This window comes from Thalassospira sp. MCCC 1A03138 (genome assembly GCF_002115785.1).
Lineage (GTDB): Bacteria > Pseudomonadota > Alphaproteobacteria > Rhodospirillales > Thalassospiraceae > Thalassospira.
This window is the reverse complement of record NZ_JFJY01000004.1, coordinates 274,879-287,442: the sequence shown is the minus strand read 5'-3', so window position 1 is coordinate 287,442 and position 12,564 is coordinate 274,879. Positions and strand designations below refer to the sequence as shown.

At 57.4% G+C, this 12,564-nt stretch carries 12 protein-coding genes; 3 read left to right on the top strand and 9 right to left on the bottom strand.

The features are described 5' to 3' along the window. Window positions 1-80 precede the first annotated feature (80 nt). Window positions 81-842, top strand: a complete 762-nt coding sequence (locus tag TH468_RS11115; RefSeq protein ID WP_085644075.1) for a GntR family transcriptional regulator — start codon at window positions 81-83, stop codon at window positions 840-842. 108 nt (window positions 843-950) lie between these two features. Then, complete coding sequence (locus TH468_RS11110; RefSeq protein ID WP_210402242.1) at window positions 951-1,922, top strand: 2-hydroxyacid dehydrogenase; 972 nt, start codon at window positions 951-953, stop codon at window positions 1,920-1,922. A 116-nt stretch (window positions 1,923-2,038) separates the two neighbouring features. Here TH468_RS11110 and TH468_RS11105 read toward each other — a convergent pair whose 3' ends face one another. From TH468_RS11105 to murG, 5 genes are read right to left on the bottom strand one after another with little or no spacing between them, the layout of a single operon-like run. Beyond that, window positions 2,039-2,914: a cell division protein FtsQ/DivIB gene (locus tag TH468_RS11105; RefSeq protein WP_085644239.1), complete on the bottom strand. Its 876-nt coding sequence runs from the start codon at window positions 2,912-2,914 to the stop codon at window positions 2,039-2,041. A 39-nt stretch (window positions 2,915-2,953) separates the two neighbouring features. Beyond that, the gene (locus TH468_RS11100; RefSeq protein ID WP_085644073.1) at window positions 2,954-3,868 is read right to left on the bottom strand and encodes a D-alanine--D-alanine ligase; all 915 of its coding nucleotides are present in this window, start codon (window positions 3,866-3,868) and stop codon (window positions 2,954-2,956) included. Continuing rightward, a complete protein-coding gene (gene murB, locus TH468_RS11095; protein ID WP_085644071.1) occupies window positions 3,865-4,809 on the bottom strand; it encodes a UDP-N-acetylmuramate dehydrogenase in 945 nt (314 codons plus the stop codon). Before murB ends, TH468_RS11100 begins: the two co-directional genes overlap by 4 nt. A gap of 39 nt (window positions 4,810-4,848) precedes the next feature. Next, a complete protein-coding gene (murC, locus tag TH468_RS11090; protein WP_085644069.1) occupies window positions 4,849-6,258 on the bottom strand; it encodes a UDP-N-acetylmuramate--L-alanine ligase in 1,410 nt (469 codons plus the stop codon). 11 nt (window positions 6,259-6,269) lie between these two features. Then, the gene (gene murG / locus TH468_RS11085; RefSeq protein ID WP_085644237.1) at window positions 6,270-7,469 is read right to left on the bottom strand and encodes an undecaprenyldiphospho-muramoylpentapeptide beta-N-acetylglucosaminyltransferase; all 1,200 of its coding nucleotides are present in this window, start codon (window positions 7,467-7,469) and stop codon (window positions 6,270-6,272) included. A gap of 353 nt (window positions 7,470-7,822) precedes the next feature. On the opposite strand from murG, the gene TH468_RS11080 reads away from it, so the two are divergent. Next, complete coding sequence (locus TH468_RS11080) at window positions 7,823-8,200, top strand: Imm63 family immunity protein (RefSeq protein WP_085644067.1); 378 nt, start codon at window positions 7,823-7,825, stop codon at window positions 8,198-8,200. Between the two features lie 58 nt (window positions 8,201-8,258). On the opposite strand, the gene TH468_RS11075 is transcribed toward TH468_RS11080, so the two are convergent. The 4 genes from TH468_RS11075 to mraY form a co-directional block, all read right to left on the bottom strand. Continuing rightward, complete coding sequence (locus TH468_RS11075; protein WP_085644064.1) at window positions 8,259-8,723, bottom strand: GNAT family N-acetyltransferase; 465 nt, start codon at window positions 8,721-8,723, stop codon at window positions 8,259-8,261. Between the two features lie 155 nt (window positions 8,724-8,878). Beyond that, a complete protein-coding gene (gene ftsW, locus TH468_RS11070) occupies window positions 8,879-10,024 on the bottom strand; it encodes a putative lipid II flippase FtsW (RefSeq protein WP_085644062.1) in 1,146 nt (381 codons plus the stop codon). Further along, window positions 10,021-11,427 carry a UDP-N-acetylmuramoyl-L-alanine--D-glutamate ligase gene (gene murD, locus TH468_RS11065; RefSeq protein WP_085644060.1) on the bottom strand — a complete coding sequence of 469 codons (1,407 nt, stop codon included), beginning with the start codon at window positions 11,425-11,427 and terminating at the stop codon, window positions 10,021-10,023. The genes ftsW and murD overlap by 4 nt, the downstream gene beginning before the upstream one ends. 27 nt (window positions 11,428-11,454) lie before the next feature. After that, window positions 11,455-12,543, bottom strand: a complete 1,089-nt coding sequence (gene mraY, locus TH468_RS11060) for a phospho-N-acetylmuramoyl-pentapeptide-transferase (protein ID WP_037992165.1) — start codon at window positions 12,541-12,543, stop codon at window positions 11,455-11,457. Window positions 12,544-12,564 lie beyond the last annotated feature (21 nt).

The following is a 12,564-nucleotide window of genomic DNA, read 5'->3' as shown; positions in this document are numbered from 1 at the left end:
CCATCCATGGGAATGTGTATATATGGTATTGAATAAAAACAAATATATTGTGACTTTTTATGAAATTACAGAGAGAAATAATGGCGTCGAAACAGAAAGATAAGGCCATTTCAGGCGATTCTTCCGAGCCGGGAAAAGCAGGATCGGGCGGGGGCAAAAACCTGAACGAGCTTGCCTATAACAAGCTTGAAGAACTTATCGTGACCTGTAAATTGAAGCCGGGCAGTTATCTGCGCATACAGGATTTGCAAACCGCAACCGGTATCAGCCGCACGCCGGTTCATCAGGCGGTCACGCGCCTGTCAGCCGATACCCTTATGATCATTCAGCCCCGCCAGGGCATCCAGATTGCGCCGATTGATCTGACGCGCACCCATTTGCTGTTGCGGCTGCGGCGCGATATGGAAAGGTTTGTCGTGTCGCTGGCGAGTGCGCGGGCGAGTACGTCGCACAGAAGTCAGATGCGCCATCTGATCGGGCTTTTGACAACGCATCGCGACAAGATGACGATTGTCGAGTTCAACGAATTCGATCGCCGGATTGATCAGATGATGCTGGCGGCCTGCGGCGAGCCGTTCCTTGAATATACGTTGCGTCCCCTGCACACGATTTTCCGTCGTCTGGGGTGGATTTATCATACGCAGACGGTTGATGGGGTGTCGCTTGACGTGACCATCGACAGCCATCTGGATGTTCTGAATGCGGTTGTCGAGGGGGAAAAGGATGCGGCACTGGTTGCGTCGGACAAGCTGATCGAGTTTGTGGATGCGATGTTCCCGGTTCTTGAAAGCAGTATCGCGCCGAGCATCTTTGACGTGACGCAGGACTTCGATCCATTTTGAGATAAGGGGCCGGAGGGCCAATAGGATTTTGTGATTTTCCTATTGAAATTTTGTGAAATATCAGAAAATATCAAAGCGAAAAATAATAACCATATGTGGGAGGATTTCGTGAAGGTCGTGTTTCATGGGGCGAATGCCTCGACTTTTCATCCCGGTTTTGCCGAGTTGCTTGATGCGGCGCATGAGCTTGTTCTGTTGCCCGATCATCTTGGCAGTGAGGCGGATCGCGAAGCCTATGCCACGGCAGATGTCATTATCGGCATCAGGTTTGATGACAGTCTTCCATCGCCGCGCAATCTGAAACTTTATCAGGTGCCGGGGGCGGGCTATGACGGCATCCGTGTTCCGGACCTGCCGGTGGATGCCGATCTTTGCAATTGTTTCGGGCATGAGATCGCGATTGCGGAATATGCGATGTGTGCGTTGCTGTCGCGTCATGTTCCGCTTGCCGATGCCGATGCGCGTTTGCGCAAAGGGGACTGGAAATACTGGGCGGGTGGCCCGTCCGGCATGAGAACGGAGCTTGGCAGTACCACAATCGGCATTCTGGGTTACGGGCATATCGGCAAGGCGATTGCCCAACGCGCCAAGGCGTTTGGCATGAATGTGCATGTTGCCAACCGTTCCCGCCCCGAGGACCAGAGCCAGATCGATGCGTTTCATGCCATTGATGATTTCAGGGAAATGCTGGCGCATGTGGATGTTGTCGTGAATACGCTGCCGCTGGCGGCCAACACGACCGGCCTTGTTGATGGCAAGGCGTTTGCCAGCATGAAGCCGAATGCGGTTTTCATGAATGTCGGCCGCGGTGGCGTGGTGGATGAAGAGGCGCTGTTTGGGGCGTTAAAAGATGGCCTGATCGAACATGCCTTTATTGATACATGGTACCAGTATCCGAGCGGACCGGACGCGGTGACCTATCCCTCCCGCCTGCCGTTTCATGAACTCGGCAATATTACAATGACGCCCCACATGTCGGGCTGGACACATGGCACGATTGAACGGCGCAGAAATGTCATGGCAGATAACGTCAATCGTATCCGTCAGGGATTGGCACCGGTCAATCGTATTGCAAAATAAGGTCGTTTGACCGCATCGCCCACCGGCCGGGCGGTTGATTTTCGACCGACCGGCTATCCCCGGAGCAGAAGCCGCCCTTTTGCTCCGGGTCTTTTTTGAGAAAACGGTACGCGGCACTAGGCCGCGTTACCCTTCTTTGGCGGGTTGCGGCGTTGTTCGGCAGCGCCCGGTGTCAGGCGCACGAAGGTGCGATCAGGCAGGCGCAGATCGACGATCAGGACGTCGCGTGACAGGATGTGGTGTTCCTGATCAAGCTGATCAAGGCGCGCCCAGGCCTTGTCCAAGTTTTCTTCGGGCAGGCGGATGAACATGCCGTTGGAAAGCTGGATGTTCCAGCGGCGGTTGCCGATGCGCTGTGCGCCGCTGACCATGTCAAACAGGCGCGGGATGGATTTAAGCGTGGTCAGCATTTCGCTGGCATTTTCCGGGGCGTCCGCGCCGACCACGACCGGCAGGTCAAGATAATCGCCCAGTTCGTAATTCTGAAGCTGCGCGCCGTCGGCATCAATGACGACATGGCCGGTGTCGGTCTGCCACAGGGCGACCGGCTGGCGTTCGGTGATCGAGACGATCAGGGTGCTGGGCAGGCGGCGTTCGACAACCGCATTGCGGACCCAGGAAAGCTGTTCGATGCGTTCGCGCGCGGCATCGACATCAAAGGTGACAATCGGGGTGCCGGGCTTCTGGCCGATGGCGGCAAGAAGGGCTTCGGGGTCGGTTTTTTCACGCCCCCGGACTTCGATGTTTTTCACCGTCATGCCAAATTCGGCGGAAAGGCGGATCGCCTCGACCTCGGCAACCGCATACCATTTTTCGGCCTTGCCGGTGTACCACAGCGCAAAAGGCCCGGCGATCAGAAGGGCCGTGAGGCTCGACCACCAGAAAACACGCACCAGTTTTTTCAGGTTGGCGCCAACACTGTGCCGCTGTTCAAGCTTCTCGCGGCGTTCGCGGGCCTGTTCTTCTAGCGTGCTGGGCGGGGTGCTATACATGGCAGCCATTTCCAGAGACTTTATGCACAAGTGTGAGCATCAGCGTTCGCATGAGGCGTCCTCGACCATCCAGGCGACAATGTCGGCAAAGCTTAAACCGTCATGACGGGCGGCATCGGGGACAAGCGATGTCGGGGTCATGCCGGGCTGGGTGTTGATTTCAAGGATCGCAACGCGGTCTTCAGTCGGGTCATAGCGGAAATCGGCGCGCGCAATCCCGCGACAGCCAAGCGCGCGATAGGCCTTTTCGGCGCAATCCTGAATTTTGGCGCGAAGGTCACCGGGGATATCGGCGGGGATGATATGTTCGGACCCACCCGCGACATATTTTGATTCAAAATCATAAAAGGCGTGATTGCCGGTCAGGATTTCGATGATTTCCATCGCCTTGCCATCCTTGACCGCCACGGTCATTTCCCGGCCGGGAATGAATTCTTCCTGCATCACGCCATCGCCATGCTTCCATTCACGCGCCAGCATGTTCTGTTCTTCCTCGGGCGTCAGGATGATTTCCACCCCGACGGATGATCCCTCGTTATTGGGTTTCAGGACATAGGGCGGCGGCAGGGCATTGCCCGATGCGATTTCATCGCGCGAGACCCAGACATGGCGCGCACAAGGGATGTCATATTCCATGAACATCGCCTTGGCCGACATTTTATCCATGGCGATGGAGGATGCGCGCACACCGGAATGGGTATAGGGAATGCCCATGATTTCAAGCAACCCTTGCACGCAGCCATCCTCGCCCCAGCGGCCATGCAGGGCGTTAAAGACGACATCGGGTTTGGGGTCAATCGCGGCAAGCTGCGCGGCCAGATCGCGACCGGCATCAATTTCGGTGACGCGATAGCCCTTTTCACGCAGCGCCTTGATGCATTCCGTGCCCGAGGACAGGGAAACGGGGCGTTCTGCGGACCAGCCGCCATAAATGACGGCGACATGCTTGCTCATGCGTCTTTTCCTATGATCGAGTGTCCCAGTCGGTCGCCGATGCGCCGGATTTCCCAGCGCAGATCGACGCCACTATGTTTTTTCACGCGCTCGCGCACGGTTTCGCCGAGTTCTTCGAGATCAAAGGCGGTGGCATTGCCCAGATTGATCATGAAATTGCAGTGTTGCGGCGACATCTGCGCCCCGCCAATCGTCAGCCCCCGGCACCCGGCGGCATCAATGACTTCCCACGCGCTATCGGGCAGGGGATTGGCGAAGGTCGATCCGCCGGTGCGCGATTTGATCGGCTGCGATCCGGCGCGGGCTTCGTGGATTTCATCCATGCGTTTGGTAATCTCGGCCGGGTCGCCCGGCTTGCCACGCAGGATGGCGGATGTGAAAATCCAGTCTTCGGGCAGGCCACAGTGGCGATATGTCATATCCATCGCCTTGGCGGTGACGGTGTGAAGGTCGCCATTGCCGTCAATCGCATTGGCACTGATCAGAACATCCTTGATTTCCGCGCCATAGGCCCCGGCATTCATGCGAAGCGCCCCGCCAATCGTGCCCGGAATGCCAGACAGGAATTCAAGCCCGGCAATCCCGGCATCGCGCGCGATTTGCGCAACGTTCAGGTCAAGCGCACCGGCACCGGCATGAATTTCGCCGTCCTTGATGATGGCATCGGTAAAGGGCCGACCCAGGCGGACGACGACGCCACGAATGCCGCCATCACGGACCAGAAGGTTTGAGCCGACCCCGATCACGGTGATCGGAATTTCGGCCGGGCGGTTTTTGATGAAATCGGCCAGATCCATTTCATCAGCCGGGCGGAACATCACATCGGCCGGGCCGCCGACCTGAAACCAGGTGACCTTGGACAATTGTGCGCCTTCGCGCAGCTTGCCGCGCACCTTTGGCAGGCGATCAATAAGCGGTGTGTGATGTCCCGGCGTGCTCATGACAAACTCGTCAAATCCGTTGCAGGTTTCGGTTCAGTCTCAGTTCTTAAGCGCTTCAAGTTGGGCTGGCAGGGCGTTGGCCCATGCGCTGATCGATCCGGCACCCAGGCAGACAACCAGATCGCCCGGTTTGGCTTCCTTGGCGATCATGCTTGCCAGCGATTCCGGGCCTTCAAGGGCGGCAACATGGCGGTGGCCGCGATTGCGAAGCCCTTCGACCAGTGCGTCGCGGTTGGCGCCTTCGATCGGGCTTTCGCCGGCTTCGTAAACGTCGGCGACGATCACGCTATCGGCGTCGTTAAAGCAGGTGCAGAATTCCTCGAACAGGTCATGCAGGCGCGAATAGCGGTGCGGTTGCACCACGGCAATCACGTTGTTTTCGGTTGCCTTGCGGGCGGCCTTCAGCACCGCCTTGATTTCGACCGGGTGGTGACCGTAATCATCGATGATGGTGACACCATCAACTTCGCCGGTTTTGGTAAAGCGGCGTTTGACCCCGGTGAAACCGTCAAAGGCGGAGACGATTTTATCGTCAGGAATGCCAAGTTCGAGTGCCACCGTGATCGCGGCCAGCGAGTTTGACACGTTATGATCGCCAACCATCGGCAGGCGGACATCCTTGATCACGCGTTCGGCGCTATCGACCCGTTCGCGAATGACGACGTCAAAGGTGCTTTGGCCGATTTCGGTACGGACATTAACCGCGCGCACATCGGCCTGCGGCGAGAAGCCAAAGGTAAAGATGCGGCGGTCCGTGACCTTGCCGATCAGGGCCTGGACTTCGGGATGGTCGATGCACAGAACGGCAAAGCCATAGAACGGGATGTTCTGAACGAAGTTCTTGAAGGCCTCGCGCAGTTGATCAAAGTTTTTCCAGTGATCAAGATGTTCCGGGTCGATATTGGTCACGACCGAAATGGTCGAGGGGACCTTAACGAACGTGCCATCAGACTCGTCCGCCTCCACCACCATCCAGTCACCATCGCCAAGGCGCGCATTGGTGCCATAGGAATTGATGATGCCGCCATTGATCACGGTCGGATCAAGCCCGGCAGCATCGAGCATGGTGGCAACAAGCGACGTCGTGGTGGTTTTGCCATGCGTGCCGCCAACCGCAATCGCGGCCTTGAGCCGCATCAGTTCGGCCAGCATTTCGGAGCGGCGAACCACCGGGATCATATCGGCACGTGCGGCGACGACTTCGGGGTTGTCAGGCTTCACGGCGGTGGAGATGACCACAACCTTGGCGTCTTCGACATTGGCGGCCTGATGGCCGACGAAAACCCTGATCCCCAGATCGCGCAGGCGCTGCACATTGGCATTGTCGGAAATATCCGACCCCTGCACCGTGTAACCAAGGTTGTGCAGGATTTCGGCAATGCCGGACATGCCGATGCCACCAATACCGACAAAATGGATGGTGCCGATGTTGAGCGGCAGGGTGTTCATGGAGTGTCTCCTCATACCTTCTGGGGGTCTTTCTTTGTCATGTTATCATTATCGGGGCTACCGGCCGGGGTCAGCCCCAGCAGATCCAGCACCATGTCGGCCAGCCGTTCGGCGGCATTGGGGCGACCGGTGGCCTTGGCAGCCTTGGCCGCACGGGTAAGGGCCGCCGGGTTTTGCAGAAGCTTGGTCAAACGTTCGCTTAGAATCTCGATCGTGAAACGGTCCTGGGGCAACAGCCACGCGCCACCGGCCTCTTCGACCTGCTGGGCATTGAAACGCTGGTGATCGTCAATGGCGCTCGGCAGCGGCACCAGAAGGGCCGGACGACCGGCTGCGGTCAGCTCGGCGACGGTGGAGGCACCGGAGCGCGCAATCACCAGATGGCAGTCGCGCAGACGTTCGGGAATATCGTCAATGAAGGACGCCAGCGTCACATCAATGCCCGATCCCTCATAGGTTTTGCGGACGGCTTCAAGGTCTTCGGCGCGTGCCTGCTGGGTCACGATCAAACGGTTGCGCAAATCACGGGGCAGAGCGACCAAGGCGGCGGGCAGAATTTCGGACAGAACGCGCGCACCCTGCGAGCCGCCGGTAATCAGCAGGCGCACCGGGCCCTCGGATGTCGGGGCGTCATATTCGGTGCTGGCAAGCGCGGCGACCTCGTGGCGGATCGGGTTGCCGGTCCAGATGACCTTGGCCGCGTCATTGGGCGCGATCAGTTTGACCGTCGGGAAGGATGTCGCGATGCGGTGGGCGGCCCCCGCAACCATCCGGTTGGCCCGGCCCAGAACCGCGTTCTGTTCATGAATGGCAAAGGGAATGCCAAGCCACTTGGCCGAAAGCGTTGCCGGGATCGAGGCATAACCGCCAAAGCCGATGACCGCGGCGGGACGGGATTTTTTCAGAAGCGCGCGCGCCTTCATCGTGCCAAGGCCAAGGCGAAGTGCGCCGGTCAGACGGCCCTTAAGGCCCTTTCCGGCAATGCCACCGGCCGGCAGGATGATGGTTTCAACCCCCTCGACCCCCTCGGTATAGCGCGAAGCACGGGCATCGGTGAAAAACAGCACGTGCGCGCCGCGCCGGACAAGGGCACGCGCCAGTGCAACCGCCGGAAACATATGGCCGCCGGTACCGCCCGATGTCAGGGCGATCACCTGTCCTGCCAACGGGTGTTCCATCGGGGAAACTTCAATATTCTGGATGTCGGTCATCAGATCCACATATGCAACGACGGTTTGCCCCTATCAGAACCCGAGAAAGGTTAACATCCCTTCAAGCGCGGGTGTTTGTAGGGGAGGATTTTGTCGTTTTTTGGGGTGGATTGATGGGTTTTGAGGTTTTGGGATGTGGGGCTCGGTTGATAGGGCAGGCGAGACCGAGCCTGTGGCGCGATGGACTCCCGCGCAAGCGGAAAGCAGTTTTGTTGTGAGCGTCATAGCGAGGGGATAGTGATTTTGTCGAGTGTGTTGAATTTTCTGCTTTAAAACAGAGATGTTTTTGGATGTTATAAAAAAAATTATCCCATAGCTGGTCTAAATATATTCCCTGTGTAAAAGGAAAAAAAATGGCTGATTTTCAACATATAAAAGAAACGTTCCTTGATATTTCAAAGAGAAATAATTTTTCTCCAAAATACAGTAAAATATTCAATGTCTCTCCTCAGAACGGGTTCCCGCACATTGAGGTTAAAGATGATGATATATTATTCATTATTGAAGAGAGAGGATGTCTCTTGTCGAAGAAAAAGGCTTCATCTGTTGATGAAGTCCTGTATTGGATGTTTTCTATGGTCACATTTGATATGGCGTGTGATTATGAATTGAAAAATAGAGATAAAAGTAGTGATTCAAGAAAAATTATTTTTAGTAAGCAGTTAGAAATTTTAGGAAAAATATCTGAAAATTGGAGAGAAAGGCGTCAGAAAGAAATTCAGGATCTTTGAAATAAAATCCGCTTCTAGGTAATTATTTTATTATGATTTATGCGCCCTATGTCATAGATCAAGCCGTATCAATCTTATACAGCACCGAATAAACCCGTTTTGCCAGCCGGTCATAAAGGCGCTGGGCGCCGTGGTTGTCGCTGGCGGTGAGCCAGTAGAGGCGGAGCCAGTTGTTTTGCTTTGCCTGTTCTTGCAGGGCGTCCATCATCAGTCCGCCGATGCCGCGGCTGCGGTGATCGGGTGATACCCAGAAATCTTCGAGATAGGCCACATTGCGCAGCGTGAAGGTGTGCGGATGGATGATGAGGTGGGCCAGTCCGATGACGGATTGATTATCATCATCTTGGTCATCATCCAGGGCCAGCCATGCCTGCATCGGGTGATCGGGATCGAGGATGCGTTGCCACAGGCCATCAATCACATCGTCAGGCATGTCGGGTGCGCCGAACTGGATGATGTTTTGCCGCCAGAGGCGTTCCCATCCGGCGCGGTGGCAGGGTTCGGCGTGCTGGATATCGATCATGGTGGGGCCTTGGGTTGGGGCGAACAGGTACGGGTACTGTATCGCTAAAAGTCAATCAAGGCAGGTGTTTTTGAGGAAGGGGCAGGCTGGACTCCCGCGTTCGCGGGAATGACGGTGGGTTTTGTAGCGGTGAGGGGTCGGGCGGTGGCCGGGCGTCATTCGCCCGGGCGTTTGCGGGTCAGGGCCAGAACGAAGCCCATGCCGATTGCGATGCCGACGGTGGCGGAGCCGCCATACGAGATGAAGGGCAGGGTCATGCCTTTTGGCGGGACGAGTTGCAGGGTGGAGGCCATGTTGATCACGGCCTGCAAACCGAACTGGACCAGAATGCCGGTCACCGCCAGCACGACAAACAGGTTGCGTTCGCCCATCAGGCGCGAGAGGCCACGCATGATGACGAAGCTGAAGACGCCAACCACGAGCACGCAGAACAGAAGGCCGAATTCCTCGCCCGCGACCGCAAAGATGAAGTCGGAATGGGCGTCGGGCAGGTAGTTTTTTACCGATCCCTCGCCGGGGCCCTGACCCATCAGGCCGCCATTCATGAAGGCCTCCATCGAGCGGTCGATCTGATAGTTGTCGCCCGATGCCGGATCAAGGAAGCGGTCCACACGTGACTGGACGTGCGGCAGGATCAGATAGGCGCCAACCGCCAGGCCGACCACGCCCATGCCAAGACCAAACACCAGCACCATCGGCAGGCCCGCGAGGAAAATCTGGGTTGACCAGATGGCGGTGACCACGACGGTCTGGCCAAAGTCCGGCTGGATCATCAGAAGGATGATGCAGGTCGCAAGCAGCATGCAGGAGACGATATAGCCCGGGAAGTTCGGGTTAAGCCGGCCTTCGGAAAACATCCAGGCCACCACAACCGCAAAGCAGGGCTTGAGGAATTCGGACGGTTGCAGGGTAATTCCGGCCAGATGAATCCAGCGCACCGCACCCTTGATTTCCGAGCCGACAAACGGGGTGATGATCAGAAGGCAGATGACGCCAAGGAACATCACGGATGCGAGACGCCGCACCCATTTGATCGAGAGCAGCGAAATGCCAAAGGCGCAGATCGCGGCCAGACCGAGGAAGACGAACTGCCGACGGACGAAATGGAAGCTGTCGACATTGATGCGGTCCGCCACCGGCGGGCTTGCCGACATGACCAGCAACGCGCCGATCCCCATCAGGAGGATCACAGCAGCCAGCATCCAGCGATCAATCGTCCACCACCAGATGCCGAGCACGGATGTATCGGCACGTGAAAAGGCGATGTTGTGATTGGTGCTGTTGCCAAACAGGGTTTTCATGATTTTTCCCGTCCGGTTGTCGTCAGCGCGTTAAACAGATCGCGGAAGGTATCGCCGCGGGCTTCGAAACTTTTGAACTGATCAAAGGATGCGCAGGCCGGCGAGAGCAGCACGACCGGCATATCGACCGCACGCGATTGAATGGCGTCCTTGGCATCAAGGAAGGCCGCCGCAGTCGCCCGATCCAGCGTCTCGCATTTCTGCCATGGCAGGTCATCGCCCAGCGTTTCGGCAAAGGCATCGGCAGCAGCGCCGATCAGATAGGCTTTTTTGATCTGCGGGTAGAATGCCTGAAGGCCTTCAATGCCGCCTTCCTTGGGCTTGCCACCCAAAATCCAGTAGATATCGCGATAGGCCGAGAGCGCCTTGGCGGTGGCTTCGGCGTTGGTGGCCTTGCTGTCATTCACAAAGGTCACGCCATCGACCATGCCCAGCCGTTCCTGCCGGTGGGCAAGGCCGGGGAAAGTCATGATGCCGTCGATGATCTGGGATGCCGCCACCCCGCGTGCCCGACAAAGGGCATAGGCGAATGCGATATTTTGCCAGTTATGGACACCGGGCATGTGGGTGACGGTGACCAGATCCATGATGCGGGTTTGCGCACCGGTCAGATCATCGATCAGCCAGCCATTTTCAACGTAAATGCCATGCGGGCTTGGTTTATGGACCGAGACCTCGATCACGCGGCGGCCGCCTTCGCGGGCAAGTTCAACCGCCATGCGCGCACACGGATCATCATCGACCGAGATGATCGCCCATTTCGGGCCTTTGTTGCGGGCAAAGACAAGGCGTTTGGCACCGATATAACCATCCATGCCGCCGTGACGATCCAGATGATCGGGCGTGATGTTGAGCAGGCCGCAGGCATCGAAACTGGCGTCATGGAGCAGTTCAAGCTGATAGGATGAGAGTTCGAGCACGAAGCAATCATCGGGACCGGCGGGATCAAAGCCCAGGGCCGGATTGCCAAGATTGCCGCCCGCCTGGGTCTTGATCCCGGCGTTCGACAGGATATGGGCGGTCAGGGCGGTCGTGGTTGATTTGCCGTTGGTGCCGGTGATTGCGATGCTGGGCACATCGGGAAGGGCGGTGCAGAGCAGTTCGACATCACAGATGATCGGCTTGCCCGCGCGGCGGGCCTTTTCGGCGGCGGCGTGCGGGGTCGGGAAGGTGGACGGGATGCCGGGGCTGATGACCAGCATGTCGGGTTCGGTCCAGTCACATTCCGCGAGATTGATCGGGGCGAGGCCAAAGGCTTCTAGCTGGCCACGGCTTTCCGCATTGTCATCCCATGCCCAGACGATGGCACCGCCATTGACCAGTGCCTTGACACTGGCCAGGCCGGATTTTCCCAGACCCAGAACCGCGATGGTTTTGCCGCGCAGATGTGACAGGTCGATCAAGGCGGGATGTCCTTAATTTAATGGAGTTTAACGGAGTTTAAGCGTGGCCAGCCCGACAAGGGCCAGAATGACGGCAATGATCCAGAACCGGATAACGATGGTCGGTTCCTGCCAGCCCTTTTTTTCGAAATGGTGATGCAGCGGCGCCATGCGAAACACGCGCTTGCCGGTCAGTTTGAAGGAGCCGACCTGAATGATCACCGACAGGGTTTCAAGGACAAACAGACCGCCAATGATGGCAAGAACCAGTTCATGTTTGGTGACGACCGAAACAGCACCGAGCGCACCACCCAAGGCCAGCGAGCCGGTATCGCCCATGAACACCATGGCAGGCGGGGCGTTATACCACAGGAAGCCAAGACCCGCGCCGACAAGGGCACCGAGGAAGATGGTCAGTTCGCCCGATCCGGCGACATAGTGGACCTGTAAGTATTCGGCGAACTGGATGTTGCCGATCAGATAGGTGATGAGCGCGAAACTGGCCGCGGCAATCATGACGGGCACGATGGCAAGACCATCAAGGCCGTCGGTCAGGTTGACGGAGTTGGACGCACCGACCATGACAAACATCGCAAAGGGCACAAAGAACCAGCCGAGATCAAGCAGGTAGTTTTTAAAGAACGGGAAGGCCAGCGCGGTCGAGAGCGGATCGGCGGTGTTGGTGGAAATCCACCATGCGGCGGCGGCGGCAATGGAAAACTGACCCAACAGTTTCAGTTTGCCCGGCAGGCCCTTGGTGTTTTTCTTGGAGACTTTCAGGAAATCATCAAGGAAGCCAAGGAAGCCATAGCCGATGGTCACCAGCAGCACCGCCCAGACATAGGCATTGGACAGATCGGCCCACAGCAATGTGCCGATGGAGGTGCAGAGCAACAGCAAAAGGCCGCCCATCGTCGGCGTGCCCTTTTTGGTCAGAAGGTGGCTTTCGGGGCCGTCATCGCGGATCGGCTGGCCTTCGCTTTGTTTCGAGCGCAGCCAGTTGATCAGGGACGGGCCCAGCACGAAGGCCAGAATAAGGGATGTGATAATCGCCCCGCCGGTCCGAAACGTGATGTAACGAAACAGGTTGAAGATCGGAAACTGGTCGGCCAGCGGATAAAGCAGATTATAGAGCATCGCCCCGGGGGTTCCTTCTGC

Excerpts from the sequence above, each read along its gene's own strand:
- murG (WP_085644237.1), bottom strand. The coding sequence starts at position 7,469 with ATGACCGACATCCAGAATATTGAAGTTTCCCCGATGGAACACCCGTTG.
- murB (WP_085644071.1), bottom strand. The coding sequence starts at position 4,809 with ATGAGCACGCCGGGACATCACACACCGCTTATTGATCGCCTGCCAAAG.
- murC (WP_085644069.1), bottom strand. The coding sequence starts at position 6,258 with ATGAACACCCTGCCGCTCAACATCGGCACCATCCATTTTGTCGGTATT.
- ftsW (WP_085644062.1), bottom strand. The coding sequence starts at position 10,024 with ATGAAAACCCTGTTTGGCAACAGCACCAATCACAACATCGCCTTTTCA.
- TH468_RS11080 (WP_085644067.1), top strand. The coding sequence starts at position 7,823 with ATGGCTGATTTTCAACATATAAAAGAAACGTTCCTTGATATTTCAAAG.
- mraY (WP_037992165.1), bottom strand. The coding sequence starts at position 12,543 with ATGCTCTATAATCTGCTTTATCCGCTGGCCGACCAGTTTCCGATCTTC.
- TH468_RS11075 (WP_085644064.1), bottom strand. The coding sequence starts at position 8,723 with ATGATCGATATCCAGCACGCCGAACCCTGCCACCGCGCCGGATGGGAA.
- TH468_RS11100 (WP_085644073.1), bottom strand. The coding sequence starts at position 3,868 with ATGAGCAAGCATGTCGCCGTCATTTATGGCGGCTGGTCCGCAGAACGC.
- TH468_RS11105 (WP_085644239.1), bottom strand. The coding sequence starts at position 2,914 with ATGTATAGCACCCCGCCCAGCACGCTAGAAGAACAGGCCCGCGAACGC.
- TH468_RS11115 (WP_085644075.1), top strand. The coding sequence starts at position 81 with ATGGCGTCGAAACAGAAAGATAAGGCCATTTCAGGCGATTCTTCCGAG.